Raw genomic sequence first — 24,763 nt, 5'->3', positions numbered from 1 at the left:
GGGTGCTGGTAACACCCGCCAGAGCTTTCTCATGTCCGGGCCTGGTTCTCAGGTGTGGAGCGCGCGGCGCTCAGGCGTGGGCACGCGCGCGGCGATCTCGGTGATGCGGTGCAGGGAATCGTCGGCCGACAGGGCCACACCTTGGAGGGTGGCGAACAGGTCGGTGTAGGCCTTGACGGTGGTGGCCTCGCTGATCAGGTGGCCGGGGCCACAGGGGTGCGGGGTGTAGACGAGCGTGTGGGCCGGGGAGTAGGCCAGCGTCCAGAAGGCGCCGCGCAGGCCGGGGTGGTAGGGGGTGCCGGTCGGGATGAGGTGGATGGTGATGCGGTCGGACTGGGCGAGCCGGTGCAGGTGCAGAAGCTGGGCGCGGGTGGTGTCGGGGCAGGCGAGGGTGCGGGTGAGCGCGCCTTCGTCGACGACCAGGCACTGGTAGGGGGCGCCGCCGGAGGTGGGCAGGAGTCGGGACAGGTGCGGGCGGTCCTCGTCCAGAGCGGCGGAGGCCATCGGGCGTTCGGCCCGGTGGAGCGCGGTGGCGTAGGCGTCGGTGAGGTAGGTGTCCGGCAGGACCAGGGGCGCGAAGGCGCGGACCTGGAAGGCTTCGGGGAGCGCGTCGGTGATGGTGACGCGGCCCTGGAGGAGGGTGGCCAAGTGGGTGCCGGCCCAGGCGTCCCAGAGCTCGCCGCCGGTGTTGAGAGCCCGGTCCAGGTCCTGAGCCACGTGACGCCCCGGGTCGAGGGCGCCGGATTCGATCGCGTGGAGCATCTCGACGGTGACGTAGACCTGCACCGCAAGGTCACCGGGTGAGAGGGCAAGCTCCCGGCGAGCGGACCACACCCGCGCCCCGAACCCCTCCCAACCAGCCACATGCGCATTCTTAACGCTTCCCTCGGGCTGCCCTCGCCCCTGACAACGTTCGGCCATGACGCCTCCAGACGAAGTTGAACCGCACATCGAGTGTGTGCCGTCCGTTCGAGCTCAACTACACTCAAGCACAATGCGTGTATGCATTGCAATATGCTTTGCGGTATTGCATTGCATGTCCGAGTTGTGTAGTTCAAGGAAGAGCGGGACGCTTAACCCATGTCGTCAAAGGAAAGCCCGACGATCGCCCAGTGGCAGCTCGCGCAGACCCTTGCTGCCCTGCGTGGCCGGACGCCCCAACGCCAGCTCGCGAAGGAGCTCGACATCGACGCGAGCACACTCGTGCGGTGGGAGGGTGGCGAAACAGTGCCCAGAGAGAAGCAGCTTCGCAAGGTGCTCGCCCACTTCGAGACGCCGGAACACGAGACCGAGCGGCTTGTCCAGCTACGCACTGATGCTGCTGCACCGTCCTGGTGGCACGATGCACAGGTAGCAAAGGCTTACGGGCAGTACATCGATCTTGAGCGCGTCGCTACCCAGATAGCCACGTATCAGGACCGTCTCGTACCGGGCCTGCTTCAGACCGAGCGTTACGCGCGAGCCATCCTCAAGGCTGGACACCCCAGGTCCACCGCCGAAGAGATCGACAGCATTCTCCAGGTTCGCCTCAAGCGACAAGAGGAATGGGAGCAAGGGGACACCCTGCTATGGGCCATCATCGACCAAGCTGCCTTGGAGAAGCACATAGGTGGCGCTGCCACGATGTCTGAACAGGTGGAACACCTGCTGCAGATGGCGCAGCACCCACGGGTTGATCTACAAGTCCTGCCGCACTCAGCAGGCGCGCACGTTGCTTTGCAGACTGGCTCATTCGTGCATCTGGAAGTAGACAGCCCTCCCCTGCAGGCGGTCTACATTGAAGCCCATACGAGAAACCTGCTGTTGGACCACCCACGGGAGGTCGGAGCACACCGGGCAATGCTAGATCACCTCCGAGCAGCAGCAGCGAACACGCCTCAGACCAGCGACCTCCTCACGCAGCACCTGCGAAAATTCGAAACGCCAGAAGGATGAACATGAGATCCAAAGCAACCCACGAGCGCCCATCGCGTGGGCAGTGGTTCAAGAGCACCTACAGCGGCTCGCACGGCGAATGCGTGGAAGTCGCCGACCTGACGGACCGTATCGGCATGCAGGATACACAGAACCGCGAACTCGGCGCGCTCTTCTTCGACGCCAACGAGTGGCAGGCCTTTCTCGGAACAGCTCGGGACGACTTGCGTTAGACCCTCGTAAAGACACGTCCGACCCCGCCTGCTGTGAGATAGCAGGCGGGGCTTCGTGCTCAGCAGATCAGGGTGAAGTGTGCCGGGGGCGATGCCCGGGACGCGAGGTGAGGATGGCGGTGAAGTTCCGCCGTCGATCAGGGGGTTGGCGAGCGAGATCCCTGCCTCTGCCATCCGGGTATGAAAGAAGAGTGCGTCCAGCTCGGCACGCATGAGGGAACGAGAACACCTGGTATCTGGCCAGCGAAGCGATGCCTTCGACATGCAGCGCAGTCGGAGTTCGTTCTACTCCCGATCCAACCTACGGAGAACGAACGCAAGAGGGCCTTGGTAGGTCGTACCCAAAGTGTGGACGACCGCCTCCACCGGTCCAGGGCCGTGCTTCATTCGGCTGACGTAGTTCTCGGGCAAGAGGACGCGGTCACCGACTTCAAGTGGTGTCTCGCCACTCCACCGATAGGCGTAACCTCCGGTATCCACGACTTGGTCCCCTCCGACCTCATAGATCCGCGTTGCCTTGTCGAGTCGCTGGCGGAGTTCCTTGACCTCCCTTTCCAGCGATGCGATCTGGATCTTGGAGGATTCTTTGGAGTACCTGGCGCCAGACTCTCGCCCTTCCTCGTAACCACGCCGGTACGCCTCGGCCACAGCCCGGTCCTGCTCAGTGGAGTGGATACCGCAGGCAACGTCCGATCCGTGGACACGGACTTTGCAGGGGCGCCCGGACTTTGTCGGGCGTCCGCACGTGCGCGCTTGGTTCTCGATCATGGTCTTTCGCTCCTCGTTCAGGGGTGGAAGCACTGGCATCCGTTCAAACGGGCAGAAATCCTGAGACTGCTGTCGTGGCCGTCGCCCCGGTCGCCATGAAGAGCAGCACCGCGCCCGCGCAGCCGCCGCTCTTCTTTCGGGCCTCAGCGGGGAGAGTGACCGTGATCCGCTGCGGGCCCCGCTCCGCCCGGCTCTCGCCACGCGCCGCCCTGGTGCTTATGGGGCGCCAAAAACTCCCGGTGGTACTCGCGCTCGGTGAGCTCGCGGGGCCACCAGCACGTCAACCAGGTACCGGAGTCTTCAGCAGAGTTCTGCCGACGCCGCTTCCCAGAACCCACCTGCGCTGCCATCCGCGCGCTGGAACCGTCCTCGAAAAGGTTCCCGTCGGCCTGGTGGGACGCCGACTTCAGCACCTCCCAGGCCTGGACCGGGGTCACCACCCGGTGCCCGCCTTCGATCGCCTTCTGGATCTTCGGGTCCTCGGTGCCCTCTTCGGTGATGACCATGCGCACGGTCTTGCTGGCGTTCACCCCCCACGGTCGCGCCCTGGCCCATCGCGTGCTCCACCACAGCACTGATCGCCGCGGACTCCCCCACCGGCACGATCCCGAACCCAAAGGCACTACCAGCCTAGTCATGGCAACCACTGAAGCACTGCCTTCTGGGCGATCTCCAATACTTCATAATTCCTGACCAGAGGTCACCAATAAATTGCCACTACTTCAACATCAAGCAAGCGGTCTTCCTCTGTAGAATTATTTTCCCTTTGATCGCGACTTGGCACTGGCTTGGATTCCAGGGATGGAAAAAGTGAAATGCCCACTTCATCTCTCGCTTCCTTCCGAAGAAGGAGGTCTGCGTCCTCACTAGGAAGAGAGCGCACACCAGCGTCTTCCACAGCTTTCCTTACATTCCTAAATGCACTTCTTTGCAAGGTTGCTGATGGAGCTTCTGAATCTGCTTTGGATATTATGTGACCAAGTTCAATTTCAACATTAGAGTCTACCCCTGATGCCACCAACAATTTATTTTTATAGGAAACCAGCGCCTTAGCCAGGGCCCCGTGGTTTTTATCATCCTTCGAAGATTCGTCAACTGCGCTTTTCCCAAAATAACTTGCCGCATTTATCTGTTCCACGAGCGAGGGTGCCACGTCGCCAAAAAGATCGGCCAGTTTGACTGGAGTCCACGTTCTTTGCAGACCATCACGAGACACTCGACAGAGAACGGTAAATTTCCCAGAAGAAAACAGCACTCTCCGGATATCCTTCCAGTATCCCAAATGCTCTGTGACTCCCACTACCTCCAGCGGACGCTTTTCCATTTCGAGATCAGCGACCGCTTCATTATGGACAACATACTCTACCCCTTTCACGGTCACCACAGAGTAATTAAGAGCCTTAGCGCGAATAGGGATCAAGCCGGCAAGAAGCCGCTGCAGCACCTTGTTTACAGGTTGGGCTTCCTCCAAGAATTTCTGATCCTTGCTACCAACTTTCCCCAACATGGCAGGATACTCTTCCGCCATAGAAAGAAATTCAGAGAAGAGAGTGCCCATTTTAAATACCGGATCGACATCTAGAATCACTTCAATCTCAACCAATGCTCCCCTCTCAAATTGAACGGCTGGAACAATATAGCCAGAGTTGTCCGATCCAGGAAACTCTTCATCTGATACTAATTTTTTAGGTTTCCCATTGCGAACCACCAGCGCGTAGTCGAGATTTTTGTCGTCGCGCAGCTCCTTAAAAAGGGTTTGCACCACTGCCTTGCGTGAAGTCTGTACTGTGCTTGAATTGCTCGTCTTATACCGAGATTCAATTTCTGCCTTCCCCACTGTGGCTACCCCAGCGGACACTCTTCCATTAAGTTCCCCTTCTTCTGCGTCAGATATAGCGCGTGACACACCTTCGAGAATCGTGTCATTCTGGGACACCAGCAAACTACGCAGGCTCACTTCATCAAGGTAAATAAACTCTCGCAACGGTCGGCTTTCAGGGACCCCACCAACGGCACGCTTCCTTGCCCGCCCCGAAAGCCAATTTTTCCACCCACGACTAGTTTTCACTTTCGCCCTCCGTTGTAGAATTTCCGTTCCGATCCGGTCGAGTTCTAACACGCTCGAAAGCGAGTACTAGATCTTCTTCTGAGACCGCTTTTCTACCATCACCTGCCGCAACCAGGCCCGCTTCGGTCCAAATCGACGACAAACGAGCCGCAGACCAACCTTCGGTTAAATAAGCAACTTCCTCGATCGGCAAATAACCCTCAGTTTCCAGACGATACGCTCCTACCCTCAAAATCTCACATCGGTCTCGGAGGGTAGGCAAGTTAAACGAAATCTCCCAATCGAATCGGCCAGGACGTAGCAAAGCCTCATCAACATCACCGATACGATTAGTGGCAGCAATAACTACAACATTTCCTGACTCTTCATCAAAACCATCAAGGAGTGTCAGCAACTGCGCAACCAGACGCTTAGAAGCTTCATTGGATTCACTACTTCGCTTCTCTGCAATACTATCAATTTCATCAAAGAATATGAGCGCCTTGTTTTCTTTATTGGCAGCTTCGAAAATACGACGAAGCGTATCTTCACTATCGCCGACCCATTTACTCACAATTGACGGGCCACTCACAAGAAATAAGGTGGCATTCGATTCATTCGCAATGATGCGAGCCAGATGCGTCTTTCCAGTTCCAGGTGGACCTGTAAAAATCACGCCTTTAACCGGACGTACGCCGATTTTCTTCAGGTCGCCCCGTCGAACGAACTGCGTCTCGATTAATTCTTTAGCACGCTCACGAACTTCGCGATAACCACCGAATGAGTTTTCAAATGTTTGTGACTTATCAGAATCATTAGAATCAACGAGAAATCCATTAAGGTCATCTTCATCAAATCCGACGTCCCGAAACCTTATAGGTGTCTCGCTAATAACCCGGGTGATTCCGTCTGTATCGTCGAATACAACGGTATTCCCGACTTTGACATCAACCGATGCCTCGCCCAGCAAAAGGCGCATGCTAGCACCGACTTCTACAACCACACCATCATCCAACAGGCGACGAACAACTGCCAGTTCGGGAATCTCCGGCCAGGCCGCATCCGGCAGTACTTCCCACCTATTAGAATGAGAAACGAATATTACGTCACCTGCGCCCAGATTTGCCTGAGATCCAGCAGAAAACCTAACAATACCCCCGGATGAGGTGCGCCCCAAATAACCTTTTCCATCGCCTATTACAAAAATGACTTTCACCAGGTAGCCATCGTCGTAATCTTCCAATTCCCCTCCTGTCGAACACATTGAATACCTCAATTCTTAATGCCGAAATTTATCTTTTTAATCTTTCAAGGCCAACTCGAAGGGCGCCAATAGAAGCTTTTTCTCAACGTCGCTCGGGGTAGATTTACCGGACCATGTGCCGCTGTGTCATTTATGTCCAGGAAAAGACCGCAACGCACTGATCAGGATCTTTGCCCTAGCCTCTCCGCCTAAGTTCGCACCGGGTCAACCAGAAAGCCGCGAGGGCCGTCCTGGTTCTCAGGCCCGACGCTGTCGGGCATTGGGCATAACCTACCCTATGCGCTGTGAATCTGGTTAACAATCTGATCTCACGGCCCGACAAAACCCCCAAAGGGGTTAGCAGACCCGTTCGAGCTCGCTGACCACGGTGTCGACGTCGAGGTGGGGGTCATCAACCACAATGACCATGAGGCGCGCCGTCGGGCGAGCGCCCTCCTCCTGCACGACTTGGCAAAGGGTTTCCTGCTCAGCGTTCGGCAGCCCGGCCCAGTAGGCACGGAACTCCATACGGGTGTAGCTGTCCCCCTGTGATCCGCCGAGGGCGATCGTGAGGGTGGCGGCGAGGACGGCCATCACGCCGAGCACCGAGATCAGGGCGATGATGATCCGTTGGCGCAGCTGCTGCTCGTTCATGGGATGCGCGCTTCCTAGAGATGCGGTGGCGTTGACCCCTCTGGGCGGCGGGAAACCATGGGGCACGGGGTTTCGAAAGCCTTGGACACCTCCCTGCGCCAATGTGGTGAAGGACAAGACGCGCGCGGAGGTTTTTGGGGGTAGTCCGCTCCCCTGGCGGGGATGTCGCTCGGGACCTTGCCCCGTTGTCTTAGGTGGTTGTCACACTGGGTAAACCGCGCGGCGGTGCGCGCCGTCCTGGTTCGCGGGCCCGATGGTGTCGGGCGTTGGGCACAACCTACACGCCTTGCGTGTGAACCTGGTTAACACTAACATCAGGTTGATCGACGAAACACCCCGTCGGCTCTAGCGTTATCCCTAAGCCAGGCGATCCCCCGGGCTCCGGAGCCGCTCCGCGGTGCTCGGGCAGCCCTCCGAACAGGCACGAGGTAGCCCAACGATGCCAGCCACGACCGACGAACTCCCCCAACCGGGCTCACTGGTCCGCGTACGCAGACAGAAGTGGGTGGTCAGCGCGGTCGATCCCAGCGACGGCGCCACCATGGTCAGCCTCCAGAGCGTCGAGGAGGGCCGCTACGGCCAGACCCTGGACGTGCTCTGGGAGATCGAGGCCGGACGGCAGACCCTCCCCGAGGGCGCGCTCCCCGAGATCGCCGCGGGCGGGCTGGACGCGCCCGAGCAGCTCGCCGCCTTCCTGGACGCCGTGCGCTGGTCGGCGGTCACCTCCGCGGACGTGCGCAACCTGCAGGCACCCTTCCGGTCCGGGGTGGCGATCGAGGACTACCAGCTCGAACCGGTCTCCCGTGCGGTCGGCGCCCCGCGGGTGAACCTCCTCCTCGCCGACGACGTGGGCCTGGGCAAGACGATCGAGGCCGGGCTGGTCGCGCAGGAACTACTGCTGCGCAACCGCACCCAGCGGATCATGATCGTGTGCCCGGCCGGTCTGACGGTGAAGTGGAAGGACGAGATGGCCGAGAAGTTCGGCCTGGACTTCGCCGTCGTCAACTCCGAGACCGCCGCCCAGGTGCGCCGCGAGTACGGCAGCGCCGCCAACCCGTTCAAGGTGCACCCGCTCACCATCGTGAGCCTGCCGTGGCTGCGCGGCGCCAAGGCCCAGCGGCTGCTGGACGAGGTGCTGCCCACCGGCGGCCCGAGCTACCCGCGCACCTTCGACCTCCTCATCCTGGACGAGGCCCACCACGTGGCCCCTTCCGCTCCCAAGCAGGTGTACGCGGTCGACTCCCAGCAGACCAAGCTGATGCGCCGCCTGGCCCCGCACTTCACCCACCGGCTGTTCCTGTCGGCCACCCCGCACAACGGCTACCAGCAGTCGTTCACGGCTCTGCTGGAGATCCTGGACGACCAGCGGTTCGCCCGGGGCGTCCCGCCGAGCCCGAACGCGGTCGAGGAGACCGTGGTGCGCCGGCTCAAAACCCAGATCACCGACGCCGACGGCAACCCGGTCTTCCGCAAGCGCGACGCCCGCGCCATCCCGGTGACCTATCCGGAGACCGAACGGGAGATCCACGCGCTGCTCAAGGACTTCGCCGAGCTGCGCCGCCGCAAGCTCACCACCGGCAAGGGCAAGCGCGCCACGGACCTGGTGACGCTGCTGCTAAAGAAGCGCCTGTTCTCCAGCCCGGCCGCGTTCCGGCACACCGTGCAGGTCTACCGGGAGACCCTGCGCTCCCGGGACAGCGGCGCACTCCCCTTCGACGAGGCCGAAGAGGACTGGATCGACGACTGGTGGGACGAGACCGCCACCTTCGACGACGAGGAACTGGCCGAAGCCGAGGACGAGGCGCTGGACCGCAGCGGCCCGCTCCAGCCGGAAGCCGACCAGACGGAAGAGTCCCTGCTGGGGCAGATGTTGGAGTGGGCCGAAGCGCACGAGGCCCAGCCCGACACCAAGGCCCGCGAGCTCATCAAGGAGCTCACCGCCGTCTGCAAGCCGGACGGCAAGCACTGGACCAACGAGCGGGTGGTGGTCTTCACCGAGTACCGCGACACCCAGGCGTGGCTGGAGGGTCTGCTCCGGCAGGAGGGCCTGGCCGGTGACGGCCGCCTGGAGCTGCTCAACGGCGCGATGAACACCGACGACCGCGAGTCGCTGCGCCTGGCCTTCCAGAAGGACCCCTCCGAGCACAAGGTGCGCATCCTCATCGCCACCGACGCCGCCAGCGAGGGCATCGACCTGCAGCGGCACTGCCACCGGCTGATCAACTACGACATCCCGTTCAACCCCAACAAGCTGGAACAGCGCATCGGCCGCATCGACCGGTACGGGCAGACCGAGGTGCCCCAGATCCGGCACTTCGTGGGCACCGGCTGGGAGGACGCCGTCGACTCCTTCGAGGCCGACCTGGAGTTCCTGTCCCGGGTGGCCACCAAGGTCGCCCGCATGGAGGAGGACCTGGGGTCGGTCAACGCGGTGATGTCCGACGCCGTGCAGCGCCGCATGCTGGGCCAGAGCACCGACCTGGACGCCGAGACCGCCAAGGCCAAGTCCAAGGACGGCCTGGCCGCCGAGAGCAACATCCGCGACCAGGTGCGCCGCCTGCGCCAGCGGCTGGACGAGACCGTGGAGCACCTGGCCATCACCCCCGACCGGGTCAAGCGGGTGGTGGACACCGCCCTGGACCTGGCCAACCAGCCCTCGCTCCGCCCCCACCTGGACGAGAAGGAGGCCGCCGACGGGCTGTACGACGTGCCGTCCTTCTCCGACTCCTGGGTGCGGGCCTCGGCCGGCCTCACCGAGAAGCTGCCGGAGAAGGCGGCCAAGGGCGCCGTCCCCCGCCAGCTGCCGGTCGCCTTCGACGCGCAGGTCGCCAAGGGCCGCGACGACGTGGTGCTGGCCCACCTCAACCACCCGCTGGTGTCGATGTCCACCGGGCTGCTGCGCGCGGCCGTGTCCAACGAGAACCTGGGCCTGAACCGGGTCACCGCGGTGGTCAGCGACGACCCGGAGCTGGAGGACGTCCTGGTGGGCGCCTACACCCGGTTCGTGCTGGTGGGCGCGGACGGGCTGCGCCTGCACGAGGAGGTCCTGCACGCGGGCGGCTGGCTGCCGCAGACCGGCCGGTTCCGCCGGTTGGAGAACCTCACCACCCTGGGCGGCGTCCTCAACCGGGCCCTGGACGGCGGCATGCCGCTCTCGGACGCCGTGTGGACCCGGGTGTGTGAACGCTGGGAGCGGGCCGGCGGCCGCTCGGGCCTGGAACGGGCCATCGAGTGGCGGGCCGACACCCGTACCGAGGCGCTGGAGAACCGGCTGCGCCAGCGCGAGGACAACGAGCGTAAGCGTGTGACCTCGGTGTTGGACCAGTTCGCCGACACCCTCCGCCACGAGCTGGACAAGGACGACGACGAGAACGCCCTGTTCAGCCAAGTGGACGTCACCGCCAAGACCAAGGAAGAGCGCGAACAGTACCGGAAGGACCGCGAGAACTGGAAACGGAGGCTGGAGTCCCTGGCCGCCGAGCGCGACCGGGAGCTGGCGGCCGTCACGGCCCGCTACGCCGACCCGGCCCCGCACCGTTTCCCCGTCGCCGTCGTCTTCGTCGTTCCGCGCAAGGAGGCCACCCGATGAGCAACACCCAGCGCCGTTCGGGGCGCGACAGCGCCGAACAGCACCGCAACTGGCTGGACCTGGTGGAGGTGGACGGGCCGTTCCTGACCCTGCCCGTCCTGCTGGACGAGTGGCCCAACGGCTTGGAGCCGCTGCACTCGGAGCAGCGGGCCGATTTGCGCAGGGCGCACGCCCGCTGGCAGCGCGACGTGACCGGCGGGCAGGACGCCTGGGTGCGGTACGTGCTCGGCGACCTGCTGGGCTGGCAGGACACCCTGCGCACCGGGGGCCTGGAGCCGCTGGCCATGGAGGTGGCCGAGCACGACACGGCCGTGACGCCGTCGTTCGTGCTCACCACCCCGGACGCCGCCGCCGATGCCGGGGCCAGTGCTGGAGCCAGCGCCAGTGCTGGGGCCGAAGCCGGTGGCGGTCCGGAGGGCGGGCCCGGTGAGGTGAAGGCCGACAGCGTCCGGCTGCTGGGCCTGGTGCTCCCGGCCGGACAGGTCCCCACCGCCCGGGTCAAGGGCGAGTCCTGGTCGGCCGCACCGGTGGACCGGCTGGCCAAGCTGTGCCGACACCACGGGGTGGAGCTGGGCCTGGCCACCGACGGCCGCTGGTGGGTGCTGGTGTGGGCCCCGCGCGGCGGGGTGACCACCACGGTGGTCTTCGACGCGGTGCTCTGGCCCGACCAGGCCGAGCGCGACGTGCTCTACGCCTTCCACTCGCTGCTCAACCGGCGCCGCTTCTTCCAGGTGCGCGACGACGAGACCCTGGTCAAGCTGCTCGCCAAGAGCATGGACTCCCAGGAAGAGGTCACCGAGGCGCTCGGCGTCCAGGTCCGCCAGGCAGTGGAGCTGTTGGTCTCCGCGATCGGCCGCGCCGACACCCGGGCCCGGGGTCGCGGCGAGCGCGGGCTGAGCCACGTCGACGCCCACGAGGTGTACCGGGGCGCGGTGTCGGTGATGATGCGGGTGGTGTTCCTGCTCTTCGCCGAGGAACGCGGCCTGCTGCCCTCCGACAACGACCTGTACGCGCGCTCCTACTCGGCCGGGAAGCTCTACGACGAGCTGCGGGACCGGGTGCGCGAGGGCACCGAGCAGGACCTGGAGAACAGCAGCGAGGGCTGGCACCGGCTGATCGCCCTGTTCAACGCGGTCTACCACGGTGTGGACCACCCGCGCCTGCGCATGCACGCCCACGACGGCTCGCTGTTCAACCCGGAGACCTTCCCCTGGTTGCCGCTGGACATCGACGACCGCACCGTGCTGCACATGCTCAAGTCCGTGCAGTACGTCCAGGTCGGGCGGGGGCGCAAGCGCGAGCCGCGCAAGCTGTCCTTCCGCGCGCTGGACGTGGAGCAGATCGGTTACGTGTACGAGGGTCTGCTGTCCTTCGACGGTTTCCGTGCCGGTGAGTTGGTGGTCGGGCTGGTCGGCAAGGAGGGCGCCGAGGAGGAGGTGGCGCTGCGCGAGCTGGAGGAGCTGGCCGCCGGGACCACCGACGTCGAGGAGCTCGCCAAGACGCTGGCCGACAAGTACAAGGCCTCCGGGATCGGCACCCCGAAGAAGCTGGCCAAGGCGCTGGCCCCGCTGTCCAGGGAGGAGCAGGAGGAGGCCCGCAAGCAGCTGCGCGGTGTGGTGCCGAGGGGAGAGATGGAACTGGCGGAGCGGCTGCTGCCGTTCTACCGGATCATCCGCACCGACCTGCGCGGCCTCCCGATGCTGGTCCGGTCCGGAGAGCTGTACGTCACCGAGTCGGCACTGCGGAAGAACACGGGTACCCACTACACCCCGAGGTTCCTCGCCGAAGAAGTGGTGGAAGGTGCGCTGGAGCCGCTGGTCTACGAGCCGGGGCCGTTGCAGACCGCCGACACCGGTGAGTGCAAGCTCAAGAGCAGCCGCCAGATCCTGGAGCTGAAGGTCGCCGACATCGCGATGGGCTCGGCGGCGTTCCTGGTGGCTGCGGCGCGCTACCTGGGCGACCGGCTGATCGAGGCGTGGACGGCCGAGGGAGACCCGCGGGTTGAGGGTTACGAGACGGCTGGTGACGGACTGCGCGAGGACGACGACCCGGTCGTCATCGAGGCGCGGCGGCAGGTGATCGAGCACTGCCTGTACGGGGTGGACATTAACTCGATGGCTGTGGAGATGGCGAAGCTGTCGCTGTGGCTGGTGTCGATGGACCCGCAGCGGCCCTTCACCTTCCTGGACGACAAGTTGGCTGCTGGGGACTCGCTGCTGGGGATCACGTCTCTGGAGCAGATCGAGTACATGCACATGGACCCGAAGAAGGGCCGCAAGCTGCATGGCGAAGACAACGCGCTCATCGACTTCACGTCCGGAATTCGGGAGTTGATGGGCCGTGTTGCGGAGAGCCGCCGCGAACTCACCGAGATTGATGGCACCACACTGGAAGGCCTGAACCGCAAGCGTACGGTGCTGGGCGAAACGGAGTTGGAGACCGGTCGGCTGAAGCTGCTGGCTGATCTGACCGTGGGTGCGGCGCTGGCCAATGCGACCAAGGGTGAACGAGGACTGAACCAGGGTTCGTCTGAAGCGGTGGAGCTAGCGAGCAACCTGGACCACAATGAAGCTCAGGCTCTTTCAATGGCCAAGGAGTGGCTGGACACCGATCGCCCTGAGGGCGCCTTCGAGCGCCAGCCTCTACACTGGCCACTGGTATTCCCCGAGGCGTTCGAAAAAAATGGATTCGACGCAATAATTGGAAACCCTCCATTCCTGGGGGGGAAAAAAATAAGTGGCCCCATGGGTAATTCATATCGCGAACATCTGGTGGAATCCATTGCTCACGGAACCAAGGGCAATGCAGACTTGATTGCCTATTTTACTCTGCAGGCACACCAAGTTCTCAACAAATCGGGCCAAACGGGACTGATCGCAACCAACACTCTGGCCCAAGGAGACACACGCGAAGTTGGCCTGGATCAAATCACTGCGGACGGAGTGACCATTCGGAAGGCCGTCAAGAGCAAACCCTGGCCCTCAAAGAGTGCAGCACTCGAGTATTGTGCCGTTTGGAGCAGTCGAAGTGAAGTAAGCAAGCGAGTCAAACTACTGGCGGACGGAATTCCCGCTTCAGGAATCACCTCCTCCTTGCAGGCAGTGTCCCGAACAACAGGAAAGTCGAACCGACTTTCTTCAAACCAAAAATTTGCCTTCATTGGCAACTTCATCAACGGAATTGGATTCACACTCGACTTCGGAGAAAAGACCAAACTTATAACCTCCAATCCCAACAATGAGAAGGTTATAGGAAAATACATAAACGGACAAGACCTCAATACAAGGCCCGACCTTTCAGCGAGCCGATGGGTCATCGACTTCCGAGACTGGCCCATCGAAGAAGCCGAACAATTCAACGAATGCCTCGGGCGAATTCGCGAGCTAGTGAAGCCAGGGCGGGACAAGCTTCCGGACTACAAAAGGTCAACTCGAGAAAAATGGTGGCAGTACGAGGGACTAGCCCCTGGACTACGATCGGCGATCTCAGGTCTTGATCAGGCAATCGCCATTGCGCTGGTGAGCAAAACCGCAATGCCAACTATTGTGTCAACTAATCAGGTTTTCTCTCACATGCTCGGGGTTTTTGCAAGCGATGACACAGCTATGCTGGCACTGTTGTCAAGCGCTCCCCACTATTGGTGGGCTAAGTCGCGTGGATCGTCCATGAAAACTGATCTCCGCTACACCCCCTCGGACGTGTTCGAAACGTTCGCGATGCCCGAACTCACCAATGCACTCCGCGAACTCGGCGACCATCTCGACACCTACCGCCGGGATGTGATGCTTTCGCGCAACACTGGGCTCACGAAGACCTACAACCTGGTCTTCGATCCCGAGTGCACGGACCCGGACATCGAGGAACTACGCGCCATCCACCGCGCGATCGACGAGGCCACTATCCGCGCCTACGGCTGGGAAGAGCGCATCGAGGCCGTCGGAGGGCTCGATCACGGGTTCCACAAGGTGGGTCGCGAGACCCGATACACCATCGGCCCGGCCGCTCAGCGCGAGGTCCTCGACAGCCTGCTCGAACTGAACCACGAGCGCTACGCCGAAGAAGTCGCGCAAGGTCTCCACGACAAGAAGGGCAAGCGCAAGGCCGCCGCTTCCCAGGAAGGGACGCTCTTCTGATGTCTGACGACAGCCTCTTCCCCAACCCCAACGGGGAACAGCAGTCCCTCAATACCTCCGGCAAGGACTCCACCAAGCCCACCCCCCAAACCCCCGCCCACAAACTCTCCAAGGAAGAACTCCGCTCCCGCCGCCAGGCAGAGCTGATCGCTTCTCTCGGCGAGCCCCAGCAGTTCGAGGACGCCTCTTCCTTCCAGATCCGGGGCGAGCTCCAAGAACTCATCCAGAGCGACCTCCTCGGCCCCTGGGAGGGCGAGACCGAAAGCCTCCCCATCCGCTCCTCCGGCCCGCGTGAGCGCTACCTGGTCGGGATGCTCGGCCCCCGCCACCAACCCCCCAAGTCCTCCCGGGACGCCGCCGACGAGGTCCTCGACACCGAGAACGGCGCCGCCGGGGACGCCAAGGGCGAGAACTCCGGGGAACTCCCCGAGGTGGTCACCGCGCAGAACATGGGCCACCTGTGGGCCTCCACCATGGGACTGGCCTTCACCGTGCCCTCGGACGTCACCGCCGTCCACGTCACCGCCACCTGGGGCCAGTACGCCAAGGCCAGCAGCCTCGACGACGAGGGCCGCCAGACCTCCGCCTGGGCGCGCGAGCCCAAGGAGTACCCCCGGAAGATCCGGCTCGACGAGGACACCGACTTCCGGGTCGGGCTCACCGACCCCGACCATCGCACCCCCTCGGTGTACCTGAACGTCACCGTCCGCCCCCGCGAAGGCCTCCGCACGGTCGAGATCACCCTGGTCAACAACCGCGAACCCGTCACCCCCAACGGCGACACCCGGTGGCTCTTCCAGGCGCGGCTCGCCGTCACCGCCCCGGACGGCCACTCCCCCGTCTTCCTGCCGGTCGACGACCCGCTCGAGGACACCGCACCCGTCACCGACGAGTACGAAGACCTGCACCTGCGCCTGCTCTACCGCGACCAGCTCAAGTACGCCGACGGGCGCAACATCGCCGTGGACGCCGAGGCCGCCCCGGGCGCCCGGCGGGCCCACCGGCTGACCACCACCTGGCTGCCCCACCACGACGTGCCCGCCACCACCGCGGACGTGGGCGCGGGCTCGGCGCTGGCCGACACCGAGCTGTCCATGGACGCCCTGGCCGCCGCCGAACCGGCCGCGCTGGGCACCGGGCTGGCCCCGCTCGCCGACGGCTACGCCGCCTGGCTGGCCGAGCGGGAAGCCAACATCCCGAACCTGCCCGAGGCGCTTCGCGAGACCGCCGCGACCGCCGTGTTCCAGGCCAAGCAGGCGGCCGAGCGCATCCGGTCCGGGATCGGCCTGCTCGCCGACCCCGCACACCCCCGCCACGATGAGGCGCTGAAGGCCTTCCGGTTCGCCAACCGGACCATGGCCGACCAGCGCCGCCACACCCAGATCGCCCAGCTGCGCGAGGACCCCGAGGTGTCCTACGCCGAGGCCGAGCGCAAGGTGCGCGGGCGCGGGGCCGGTGCCGCCTCCTGGCGCCCCTTCCAGTTGGCGTTCGTGCTGCTCAACCTGCCCTCGATCACCGACCCCGACCACGACGAGCGGGCCGCGGCCGCCTCCGCCACCGTCGACCTGCTGTTCTTCCCCACCGGTGGCGGTAAGACCGAGGCCTACCTGGGGCTGACCGCCTACACGTTCGCGATCCGCCGCCTGCAGGGCATCGTCGGCTCCGGCGAGGACGCCCGCAGCGGGCTGGCCGGGGTGGCGGTGCTGATGCGCTACACCCTGCGGCTGCTCACCGCCCAGCAGTTCCAGCGGGCCGCCGCGCTGGTGTGCGCGGCAGAAATGGCGCGCCGCGAGGACCCGGAGACCTGGGGCGAGGAGCCCTTCCGGATCGGCCTGTGGGTGGGCGGCGGGGTCTCCCCCAACTGGTTCGACGAGGCGGAGAAGCAGATCAGCGAGGCCCGCGAGGCCGGTCGCGGCGAGCGCGCCAACGTGCTGCAGACGCTGTCGTGCCCCTGGTGCGGGGCGAAACTCAACGCCCACCAGAACCTGGAGGCGCGCCCGGAGAACCGCCGGGTGCTGCTGCACTGTGCCAACGCCGAGGGCGCCCACGCCTGCCCGTTCTCCCGGACGCTCTCCCCCGAGGGCCTGCCGATCCTCACCGTGGACGAGGAGATCTACCGGTACGTCCCCAGCCTGGTCATCGCCACCGTGGACAAGCTGGCCCAGCTGCCCTGGCGGGGGTTCGCGGGGATGCTGTTCGGGCGGGTGGGCGAGTACTGCCCCCGGCACGGGTTCCGGCACGCCGACCTGGACTCCAGGACCGGGTGCGCGGCCCGGCACAACGCCAAGGGCAAGCTCCCCAAGGTGAACAGCCGGCCGGTGCCGCGGCTGCGCCCGCCGGACCTGATCATCCAGGACGAGCTGCACCTGATCTCGGGCGCCCTGGGCACCACCGTGGGGCTGTTCGAGTCGGCGGTGGACGAACTCACCTCCTGGACCACCCCGTCCGGCAGGCGCACCTCCCCGAAGATCGTGGCCTCCACCGCCACCACCAAGCGCGCCGAGGACCAGGTGCGCGGCGTGTTCGGCCGGGACCTGCGGATCTTCCCGCCGCAGGTCACCGAGGTGACCGACACCTTCTTCTCCGCCCAGGTCCCCATCACCGAGGAGAACCCGGGCCGCCGGTACATGGGGGTGTGCGCGCACGGGGTGCGGCTCAAGTCCGCGGAGATCCGGCTGGCGGAGATCGTCATGCTGGCCGGCCAGCAGATGTTCGACACCTACGGTGAGGCCGCCGACCCGTACATGACCATGGTCGGGTACTTCAACGCCACCCGCGAGCTGGCGGGCATGCGCCGGTACATGGACGACGACATCACGGTGCGGGTGCGCAAACACGGCCGGAGCAAGGGGTTGGCCGAACGGCTCGGCCCGACCGGCATGTTCACCGTGCAGGAGCTGACCTCGCGCATCTCCTCGGCGGACATCAGCGAGGTCCTCAAGCGGCTGGAGCAGGGCTTCGACCCCGAGATCGACACCAGCGCCCGGCGCAAGGCCACCGGCGCGGAACTGAACGCCTTCATCAAGGCGGCCGGGCGCTCCTCCGCCGACCAGGTGGTCCTGCACCAGGCCACCGCCCGGCGGCGCGAACGGAACGCGCCGGTGGACGCCGTGCTGGCCACGTCCATGCTGCAGGTGGGCGTGGACGTGTCCCGGTTCGGGCTGATGGTGGTGACCGGCCAGCCCAAGAACACCGCCGAGTACATCCAGGCGTCCTCCCGGGTCGGCCGGGACGCCAAGCGCCCCGGCCTGGTGATGACCCTGTACAACTGGACCCGCCCGCGCGACCTCGCCCACTACGAGGACTTCGGCTACTACCACGCCACCTTCTACCGGCAGGTGGAGGCGCTCAGCGTCACCCCGTTCACCCGGCGCTCCCTGGACCGGGGCACGGCGGCGATGTTCGTGGCCGCCGTGCGCAACGCGTCCCAGGAGCACTCGCGCAACGCCGACGCGCACGACGTGGACCTGGACGGGCCCGAGGTGGCGGAGATCGTGGCGCGGATGCTGCAGCGCGCCGAGAACGTCGACGGCCCGCGCGGCCGCGCGTACCTGGCCGAGCGGATCAAGGTGCTGCGCGACATCTGGAAGAACGGCAAGGAGGGGTCGGCGCGGCTGGGGTACGAGCGCTCCACCGAGGCCAAACAGCAGCTGCGCGGGCTGCTGCACAAGCCCGGCGAGGGCCCGTGGTCGGGCACCACGGTCGGGATGTCCATGCGCGAGACCGAGAACGAGATCAACCTCCTGGTGCCCGGCGGCGGCGACCTGTACGACGCGTCGGGCGGGGTACCCGCGTGGTCGTTCGCTCCGCCGAAGGCCGACGGCGACCACGCCGACGGGGCAGACGAGGGTGACGAGATGGGTGACTCGGTCGTGTCCGGGTCCGCGAAGGGGAAGGCCCGCCGCTGATGAGGGACACCAACTACCGGCGCCGGGTCGGCGCGGTCCGGCCCAGCCACCTGATGTTCACCAGCGGCGTGGGCGCCCTGGTGGACCTGCCCAACTTCGCGGTGCTGGTGCGCGGCGTGGACGACTGGAACTACACCAACGCGCACGGCTGGGAGCGCATCGACGAGCCGCGGCTGCTGAAGGCGGTGCGGGAGAACAAGCGCAACCGCAAGGTGACCGAGCTGCGGCCCGCGCCGTGGACCGAGGGGCTGGAGCGCGACCCGGGCGGGGTGGCCTCCAAGGTGGGGGTGCCCACCCTGCCCTTCCCGGACTGGTTCCGGTGCACCACATGCCACGAGCTCGGGCAGCTGGACTCGGACGCCTTCGCCTTCGAGAACTCCAACCCGCGCCGCCCGCACGAGGCGCGGTTCACGCACAACACCGGGGCCCACCGGGGGCGCAAACCCCTGGCGGTCCCGGCCCGGTTCGTGCTGGCCTGCGCGGGCGGCCACCTGGACGAGTTCCCCTACCGGCACTTCGTGCACCGGGGCGAGGACTGCCCGAAGGCCAGCCACCCGCGGCTGCGGATGGACGACCGGGGCGGCAACATCGGCGCCAACGTGGAACTCACCTGCATCAGCTGCGGGGAGTCGCGCAACCTGCGCGAGGCCAGCGGTGAGCGGGGGCGGGAGAACCTGCCGCGCTGCCGGGGCCGCCACCCGCACCTGCGCCGGTTCGAGGAGGGCGGCTGCGACGAGGGTCCGCGGGTGCTGGTGCTGGGCGCCTCCAACCAGTGGTTCTCGGAGATCCTGTCCGCGCTGGCGCTGCCGCCCGCGGGCGCCGACGAGCTGACGGCGCTGGTGGAACAGCACTGGGACCAGGCGTTCGCGGCCCTGCCGCCGGACCCCGCGTTCCTGGTGTACGCGCGCAACACCGTGCCCGCCCTGCGCCACTTCGAGAAGTGGGACGACGCCACCCTGGCGGCGGCGGTCGCCAAGGTGCGGGCGCGCAAGGAGAACGGCGCCGCCGAGGAGGACGAGCCGCGGGGCAACCCGGACCTGCGCACCCCCGAGTGGAAGGTGTTCGCCGCCGCAGAGCAGGTGGAGACCACCGACGACTTCGCGGTGCGCCGCGCCCCCGAAGGGGTGCCGGAACCGCTGCGCGGCCACTTCGGCGACGTCCTCCAGGTGGAGCGGCTGCGCGAGGTGCGGGTGCTGACCGGGTTCACCCGGCTGGAGGCCCCCGACCCCGACGACCCCTCCCTGGTGACCTCGGCCCCGCTGTCGAAGCTCGAGCCCGAGTGGCTCCCGGCCAGCGAGGTGCGCGGCGAGGGGATGTTCCTGCGCGTGCCCGAAGACCTGCTGGTGGCCTGGGAGAAGCGGGTGAGCACCTCCGAGGAGATGCAGCTGCACCGGGACGCCTACGCCGTGTTCCGCTCCAACCGGGTACCGGAGCACCGCAAGAGCGGGTTGGAGACGATGAAGTACTGGCCGGGAGAGCGCTACATCGCCCTGCACACCCTGTCGCACCTGCTGATCCGGACGATCGCGCTGGAGTGCGGGTACAACTCGGCGAGCCTGTCCGAGCGCATCTACGCCGGCGGGGACGAGGCCGACCCGCAGGCCGGGATCCTCATCTACACGGCCGTGCCCGATGCCGAGGGCACTCTGGGCGGGCTGGTGTCCCAGGCCGAACCGGAGAAGCTGACCCGGCTGGTGCGGCGGGCCCTGTCCGAGGCGAAGCGGTGCTCCTCGGACCCCCTGTGCGCCGAACGCCTGCCCCAGGCGCAGGCGGACTTCCTGCACGGGGCCGCCTGCCACGTGTGCCTGTTCGTCTCCGAGACCACGTGTGAGCGCGGCAACCGGTTCCTGGACCGCAGGTTCGTGGTGCCGGTCGGCGGAAAGGACCTGGCCCTCTACCCTGAAGCGTTGTGACCCACATCCCCGCTGACGCGTCCCCTTTCGAAACGGCCGCCGCCGCGGCCGCGCCGTCCCTCGGCGCGGCCGGGCTGCGCGCCGTCGCCTCCCGGCTGGCCCAGGGCTGGCCCGGCCAAGCCGTGCTGCGCGCCGTGCGCGACCGCGACACGGTGGCACCGGTGCTGGCCGCCGCCGCCCAGGAGGGGGTACCGCCCGCCGAGGCGGCGGCGTTCCTGCGCGGACTGGCCGCCGGGCACGCGGGCGCCTCGGAGGCGGTGACGGTGGAGACGGTGTGGACCGGCCCGAGCACCCACGCGGTGCCGGTGCGGGCCACCGCCCAGGTGCTGGTGGAGCTGATCGAGGGCGCCGACCGCGAACTCGTCCTGATGACCTACTCGGCCACCCGGCACCGGCGGGTGCGCGGGGCGCTGACCCAGGCGGCCCGGCGCGGGGTGTCGGTGTCGGTGGTCCTGGAGACCGCGGAGGGGGCCCACGGCACGCTCGGCGACCGCGAACCGGCCGACGCCTTCGCGGGCGTGGAGGGGGTGCGGCTGTGGCACTGGCCGACCGCGCACCGCCCGAACCGGTACGCCCGCAGCCACGCCAAGCTCGCCGTGGCCGACCGCCGGTCGCTGCTGGTCTCCAGCGCCAACCTGACGCAGAGCGGGGTGGACCGCAGCATCGAGGCCGGTCTGCTGGTGCGGGGAGGCACGGCGCCGGTACGGGTGGCCGAACACGTGGCCGAGCTGCGGGCCCAGGGCGAACTGGAGCCGCTCCGGCCCGGGGGTGAACGATGAGCGAGGGTGCAAGAGACACCGCACAGGCCCTGGTGGGTTCGGCCGACATCGCCCGGCTGGCCGGGGTGCGCCGACCCGCGGTGAGCAACTGGCGGCGCCGGTTCGACGACTTCCCGGCGCCCGTGGGCGGATCGGCCGACCGGCCGCTGTTCGGGCTGGAGGAGATCCGCGACTGGTGCCGCGAGCACGGCAAGGAGTTCGAGGCCGACGGGGCCGACCTGCTGTGGCAGCGGGTCCGCACCGAGGTGCCCGACGTGCGCCGGACGGCGTTCCTCGCCCATGCCGGGCGGCTGCTGACCGGTGAGGTGCCCCGGGAGGCGGGGGCGCCGGTCGAGGGGTGGGCGGCCCTGGCCGACCAGGTGCTCGACGCCGCCGCACCGGAAGAGGTGTACGAGCGGCTGGCGGCCCGGTGGGCGGCGCTGCGCAGCCGGGCCGAGACCGACGCCGACCTGGCGGCCTGGATGGCCGACCTGGCCGAGGTCGGGCCGGGGCAGCGCGTGCTGGACCCGGCGTGCGGGGGCGGCGGACTGCTGGTGGCCGCCGCCCGGCGCGGGGCGGCGGCCACCCTGGGCCAGGAACGCGACGCCGACGCGGCTGCGATCGCCACCGCGCGCCTGGTCCACCGGGTGACGCTGAACGTCACGGCGGTCGGCGACACCCTGCGCGCCCCGCACCCGGCGCTGGACGCCGAGCCCGCCGACGCCGTGCTGTGCGACCCGCCGTTCCGGGACCGCGACTGGGGCCACGAAGAGCTGGCCGAGGACCCCCGGTGGGCGTTCGGACTGCCGCCCCGGGGCGAGGGCGAGCTGGCGTGGGTGCAGCACTGCCTGTCCCGGGTGCGGCCCGGCGGCCGCGTGGTGGTGACCGTGCCCGCGTCGGTGTCCTACCGTCCGGCGGGCCGCCGGATCCGGGCCGCCCTGCTGCGGGACGGTGCGCTGCGCGCCGTGCTGGAGGTGCCCGGTGACGCCGACGAGGCCGGGCGGCAGGTCTGGGTCCTGGAAGGCACGGGCACGGGTGAGGGCGCGCCGACCCGGAACCGGGTGCTGCTGGCGGGGGCGCTGGAGCGGGAGGAATCGCTCCGCCTGTACCTGGACTTCCTCCAAGGTTCCCTGCCCGAGGACGCGACCCGGGCGCTGGTGGTGGAGGCCGCCGACCTCGTCGACGACGAGGTGGACCTGCGGCCCGGCCGGCACCTGGCCGAGGCGACCCGGGGCCGGGCCGACGTGCACTACACCCCGCTGCTGGAGGAGCTGGGCGCCGCCCTGGCCCGGGCGCGGGAACTGGTGCCGGAGGTGGCGCTGGAGGGCGCAGAGACGCCGATGACCACCCTGGGCGCCCTGGTGGACGAGGGCGCCCTGGAGCTGCTGCGCGCCCCGCTCACCCTCGCCGCCGACGGCGGCGACCTGCCCGTGCTCACCGTCCAGGACCTGCGCACCGGACGGCCCGCCGGCGGGCGCTGCCGGTCGGCCCCGGGCCTGGTCACCACCGAAACGGGGGACGTGGTGGTGGCCGAAACCGTCCGCGACGCCCCGGTTCTGGTGGTGAGCGAGGCCGGAGCGGTGCTGGGGCCGCGGCTGGTGGCCGTGCGCGCGGCCCCCGGCCGGATCGACCCCGCCTTCCTGGCCCGGGCCGTGCGCCCTGAGGCGGTGGCGGCCGGGCGGACCGCCAGCGGCCGCGCCGACCTGCGCTCCCTCCGCATACCGGCGCTCTCACCGCCCGAACAGCGCGCGTACACGCGGGTGTGGGCCGACCTGGAGGAGCAGCGCGAGATCACCGAACGCATCGCCGAGCTGGGCGCGCGGCTGGCAGAGTTGGGTGACCGAGGACTACGGGAGGGCGCTGTGCGGCCACGGAGGGCGGAAGCATGACCGAGCAGGCGCGGGGACGGCGGACCCTGGACGGGCGGTACGAACTCGTCGCCGTGCCCATGGGGCGCGGCGGGATGGGCGAGGTCTACGAGGGCCACGACAAGCGGCTCACCCGCGAAGTGGCGGTCAAGTTCCTGCGCTTCCCCTCCGACACCGACGAGGCCGAACGCCAGGCCATGGTGCGGCGGTTCGTCCGTGAATCCCGGATCACCGCCGAACTGCAGCACCCCGGGGTGCCGTCGGTGTTCGACGCCGGCAGCGACAACGGCCGCCCCTACCTGGTGATGCAGCGAATCCACGGGGTGAGCGTCAGCGACCTGATCGCCGAGCAGGAGCGGCTGACCGTGGGGTGGAGCGCCGGGATCGGTGCCCAGGTGTGCTCGGTGCTGGCCGCCGCGCACCGGGCCTCGCTGGTGCACCGGGACCTCAAGCCCAGCAACCTGATGCTGGAGCCCAACGGCACGGTGAAGGTGCTCGACTTCGGGCTGGCCGTGGCCCTGGACCGCACCGACATGTCGCAGATCACCCGGACCGGGCACACCCCGGGGACGCCCGAGTACATGGCGCCGGAGCAGCTGATGGCGGGCATGGCCACCGCCCGCAGCGACCTGTACGCCCTGGGCTGCGTCCTGTACGAGATGCTCACCGGGCAGCGGCTGTTCAGCGCCTCCACCCCCTTCGCGGTGGCCTCCAAGCAGGCCACCGAGATCCCCCACCGGGTGCACTCGGTGCGCACGGACGTGCCCGGGGAGCTCTCGGAGCTGGTCGGCGCGTTGTTGGAGAAGCGCCCCGAGGACCGGCCGGTCGACGCGGTGCAGGTGTACGAGGGGCTGGTGGAGTTCGCCGACGAGCTCAACCCCATCCCCGGGGTGCTGGACCCGCCGTCGCTGCCCAACCCGCACCGCATGTACGGGGCGGTGCTGTCCCGGGTGTTCGGTTCGCTGCCCTCCCGGCCGGTCAGGGAGCCCGCGCCGGAGCCGGAGGCTGAGGCTGAGGCTGAGGCGGCGGCGGAGGCGGCGGCGGAGGCGGCGGCGGAGGCGGCTGCGAGCGGAGCGGCTGGGAGCGATTCTGTTGGCGGGCCGTCCACGGGCGGATCAGGTGCGGGCGCTACGGGCCCCGGCCGGGCGGACATCGACCGGGCCCGCCGTGAGGCATCCGAGTTCGTGGCCTCCTCCCGCTACCGGCAGGCCTCCGACACCCTGCGCGACGCGGTGGCCGGGGCCACGGCCGCGTTCGGCCGCACCGCCCCCGAGGTGGTGGACCTGCGGGTGGAGTGGGCCAACGTGCTCTTCGAGGGCGGCGACTTCCGCCAGGCCGGGCCCCTGTACGCCCGGCTCGCCGAGGACCTGGGGAAGAACCCCGACAGCGACCGCAGCCTGGTGTTCCGTTGTCGGCTGCAGGACGCCACCTGCCGGGCGCTGGGCGGGGACACCGCCACCGCGCTGGAGTCGTTGAACGAGCTCCTCGCGGACGAGGTGGCGGCCTTCGGGGCCGACGACCACCGGCCGCTGGAGCTGCGCCGCCAGATCGGGCTGCTGGAGCTGGGCGCGGGCCGCCGGGAGGAGGCCGAGCAGACCCTGCGGTCCCTGCGGGCGGACCTGGTGCGGCTGCACGGGCCAGCGCACCCGACCATCAAGCAGGTCGAGGAGCTGCTCAAGAGCGGGGCCTGAGGCGGGCAGTGTCGGCGCCTCACCCGCACTGGGGTCAGGCGCCG

15 protein-coding genes are annotated in these 24,763 nt (G+C 67.2%); 9 read left to right on the top strand and 6 right to left on the bottom strand.

Features of this window, described 5'->3' with window-relative positions:
- Nucleotides 1-48: 48 nt before the first annotated feature.
- Nucleotides 49-864 carry a helix-turn-helix domain-containing protein gene (locus ACYVDG_RS11465; protein WP_460749361.1) on the bottom strand — a complete coding sequence of 272 codons (816 nt, stop codon included), beginning with the start codon at nucleotides 862-864 and terminating at the stop codon, nucleotides 49-51.
- A 216-nt stretch (nucleotides 865-1,080) separates the two neighbouring features.
- Between ACYVDG_RS11465 and ACYVDG_RS11460 the strand changes: the two genes are divergently transcribed.
- Nucleotides 1,081-1,935, top strand: coding sequence for a helix-turn-helix domain-containing protein (locus ACYVDG_RS11460; RefSeq protein ID WP_460749359.1), 855 nt, complete (start codon nucleotides 1,081-1,083; stop codon nucleotides 1,933-1,935).
- A 2-nt stretch (nucleotides 1,936-1,937) separates the two neighbouring features.
- Nucleotides 1,938-2,147: a DUF397 domain-containing protein gene (locus ACYVDG_RS11455; protein ID WP_460749356.1), complete on the top strand. Its 210-nt coding sequence runs from the start codon at nucleotides 1,938-1,940 to the stop codon at nucleotides 2,145-2,147.
- A gap of 285 nt (nucleotides 2,148-2,432) precedes the next feature.
- On the opposite strand, the gene ACYVDG_RS11450 is transcribed toward ACYVDG_RS11455, so the two are convergent.
- From ACYVDG_RS11450 to ACYVDG_RS11430, 5 genes are all read right to left on the bottom strand, one after another.
- Nucleotides 2,433-2,795 (bottom strand): hypothetical protein, encoded by a 363-nt coding sequence (locus ACYVDG_RS11450; protein WP_460749353.1) that lies wholly within the window; start codon nucleotides 2,793-2,795, stop codon nucleotides 2,433-2,435.
- Nucleotides 2,796-3,058: 263 nt separating this feature from the next.
- On the bottom strand, nucleotides 3,059-3,445 hold the full coding sequence (locus tag ACYVDG_RS11445) for a hypothetical protein (RefSeq protein WP_460749351.1): 387 nt from the start codon (nucleotides 3,443-3,445) through the stop codon (nucleotides 3,059-3,061).
- Between the two features lie 170 nt (nucleotides 3,446-3,615).
- Entirely contained in the window at nucleotides 3,616-5,034 is a 1,419-nt protein-coding gene (locus ACYVDG_RS11440; protein ID WP_460749348.1) for a DUF6414 family protein, read from the bottom strand.
- On the bottom strand, nucleotides 4,973-6,205 hold the full coding sequence (locus ACYVDG_RS11435) for an ATP-binding protein (RefSeq protein WP_460749346.1): 1,233 nt from the start codon (nucleotides 6,203-6,205) through the stop codon (nucleotides 4,973-4,975). Before ACYVDG_RS11435 ends, ACYVDG_RS11440 begins: the two co-directional genes overlap by 62 nt.
- 357 nt (nucleotides 6,206-6,562) lie before the next feature.
- Nucleotides 6,563-6,859 carry a hypothetical protein gene (locus ACYVDG_RS11430; protein ID WP_460749344.1) on the bottom strand — a complete coding sequence of 99 codons (297 nt, stop codon included), beginning with the start codon at nucleotides 6,857-6,859 and terminating at the stop codon, nucleotides 6,563-6,565.
- A 439-nt stretch (nucleotides 6,860-7,298) separates the two neighbouring features.
- Here ACYVDG_RS11430 and drmD point away from each other — a divergent pair, with 439 nt between their 5' ends.
- Genes drmD through ACYVDG_RS11395 form a run of 7 tightly spaced genes read left to right on the top strand, consistent with a single transcriptional unit; the run spans nucleotide 7,299 to nucleotide 24,719 of the window.
- On the top strand, nucleotides 7,299-10,448 hold the full coding sequence (gene drmD / locus ACYVDG_RS11425) for a DISARM system SNF2-like helicase DrmD (RefSeq protein WP_460749342.1): 3,150 nt from the start codon (nucleotides 7,299-7,301) through the stop codon (nucleotides 10,446-10,448).
- Nucleotides 10,445-14,581: an Eco57I restriction-modification methylase domain-containing protein gene (locus ACYVDG_RS11420; RefSeq protein ID WP_460749340.1), complete on the top strand. Its 4,137-nt coding sequence runs from the start codon at nucleotides 10,445-10,447 to the stop codon at nucleotides 14,579-14,581. Before drmD ends, ACYVDG_RS11420 begins: the two co-directional genes overlap by 4 nt.
- The gene (gene drmA / locus ACYVDG_RS11415) at nucleotides 14,581-18,489 is read left to right on the top strand and encodes a DISARM system helicase DrmA (RefSeq protein WP_460749338.1); all 3,909 of its coding nucleotides are present in this window, start codon (nucleotides 14,581-14,583) and stop codon (nucleotides 18,487-18,489) included. The genes ACYVDG_RS11420 and drmA overlap by 1 nt, the downstream gene beginning before the upstream one ends.
- Entirely contained in the window at nucleotides 18,489-20,402 is a 1,914-nt protein-coding gene (gene drmB, locus ACYVDG_RS11410) for a DrmB family protein (protein WP_460749335.1), read from the top strand. Before drmA ends, drmB begins: the two co-directional genes overlap by 1 nt.
- On the top strand, nucleotides 20,399-21,181 hold the full coding sequence (gene drmC, locus ACYVDG_RS11405) for a DISARM system phospholipase D-like protein DrmC (protein WP_460749333.1): 783 nt from the start codon (nucleotides 20,399-20,401) through the stop codon (nucleotides 21,179-21,181). The genes drmB and drmC overlap by 4 nt, the downstream gene beginning before the upstream one ends.
- Nucleotides 21,178-23,049 (top strand): N-6 DNA methylase, encoded by a 1,872-nt coding sequence (locus ACYVDG_RS11400; RefSeq protein ID WP_460749330.1) that lies wholly within the window; start codon nucleotides 21,178-21,180, stop codon nucleotides 23,047-23,049. Before drmC ends, ACYVDG_RS11400 begins: the two co-directional genes overlap by 4 nt.
- The gene (locus ACYVDG_RS11395) at nucleotides 23,046-24,719 is read left to right on the top strand and encodes a serine/threonine-protein kinase (RefSeq protein WP_460749328.1); all 1,674 of its coding nucleotides are present in this window, start codon (nucleotides 23,046-23,048) and stop codon (nucleotides 24,717-24,719) included. The genes ACYVDG_RS11400 and ACYVDG_RS11395 overlap by 4 nt, the downstream gene beginning before the upstream one ends.
- Nucleotides 24,720-24,763: the final 44 nt, after the last annotated feature.

The organism is Nocardiopsis oceani (assembly GCF_054777395.1).
Note: the sequence above shows the minus strand (reverse complement) of the source record. Positions and strands in the feature narration are given on the sequence as shown.

Bases quoted from the DNA above. Each gene is read 5' to 3' on its own strand.
- ACYVDG_RS11460 (WP_460749359.1), top strand. From the start codon at position 1,081: ATGTCGTCAAAGGAAAGCCCGACGATCGCCCAGTGGCAGCTCGCGCAG.
- ACYVDG_RS11455 (WP_460749356.1), top strand. From the start codon at position 1,938: ATGAGATCCAAAGCAACCCACGAGCGCCCATCGCGTGGGCAGTGGTTC.
- ACYVDG_RS11430 (WP_460749344.1), bottom strand. From the start codon at position 6,859: ATGAACGAGCAGCAGCTGCGCCAACGGATCATCATCGCCCTGATCTCG.
- drmD (WP_460749342.1), top strand. From the start codon at position 7,299: ATGCCAGCCACGACCGACGAACTCCCCCAACCGGGCTCACTGGTCCGC.
- ACYVDG_RS11420 (WP_460749340.1), top strand. From the start codon at position 10,445: ATGAGCAACACCCAGCGCCGTTCGGGGCGCGACAGCGCCGAACAGCAC.
- drmA (WP_460749338.1), top strand. From the start codon at position 14,581: ATGTCTGACGACAGCCTCTTCCCCAACCCCAACGGGGAACAGCAGTCC.
- drmB (WP_460749335.1), top strand. From the start codon at position 18,489: ATGAGGGACACCAACTACCGGCGCCGGGTCGGCGCGGTCCGGCCCAGC.
- ACYVDG_RS11400 (WP_460749330.1), top strand. From the start codon at position 21,178: ATGAGCGAGGGTGCAAGAGACACCGCACAGGCCCTGGTGGGTTCGGCC.
- ACYVDG_RS11395 (WP_460749328.1), top strand. From the start codon at position 23,046: ATGACCGAGCAGGCGCGGGGACGGCGGACCCTGGACGGGCGGTACGAA.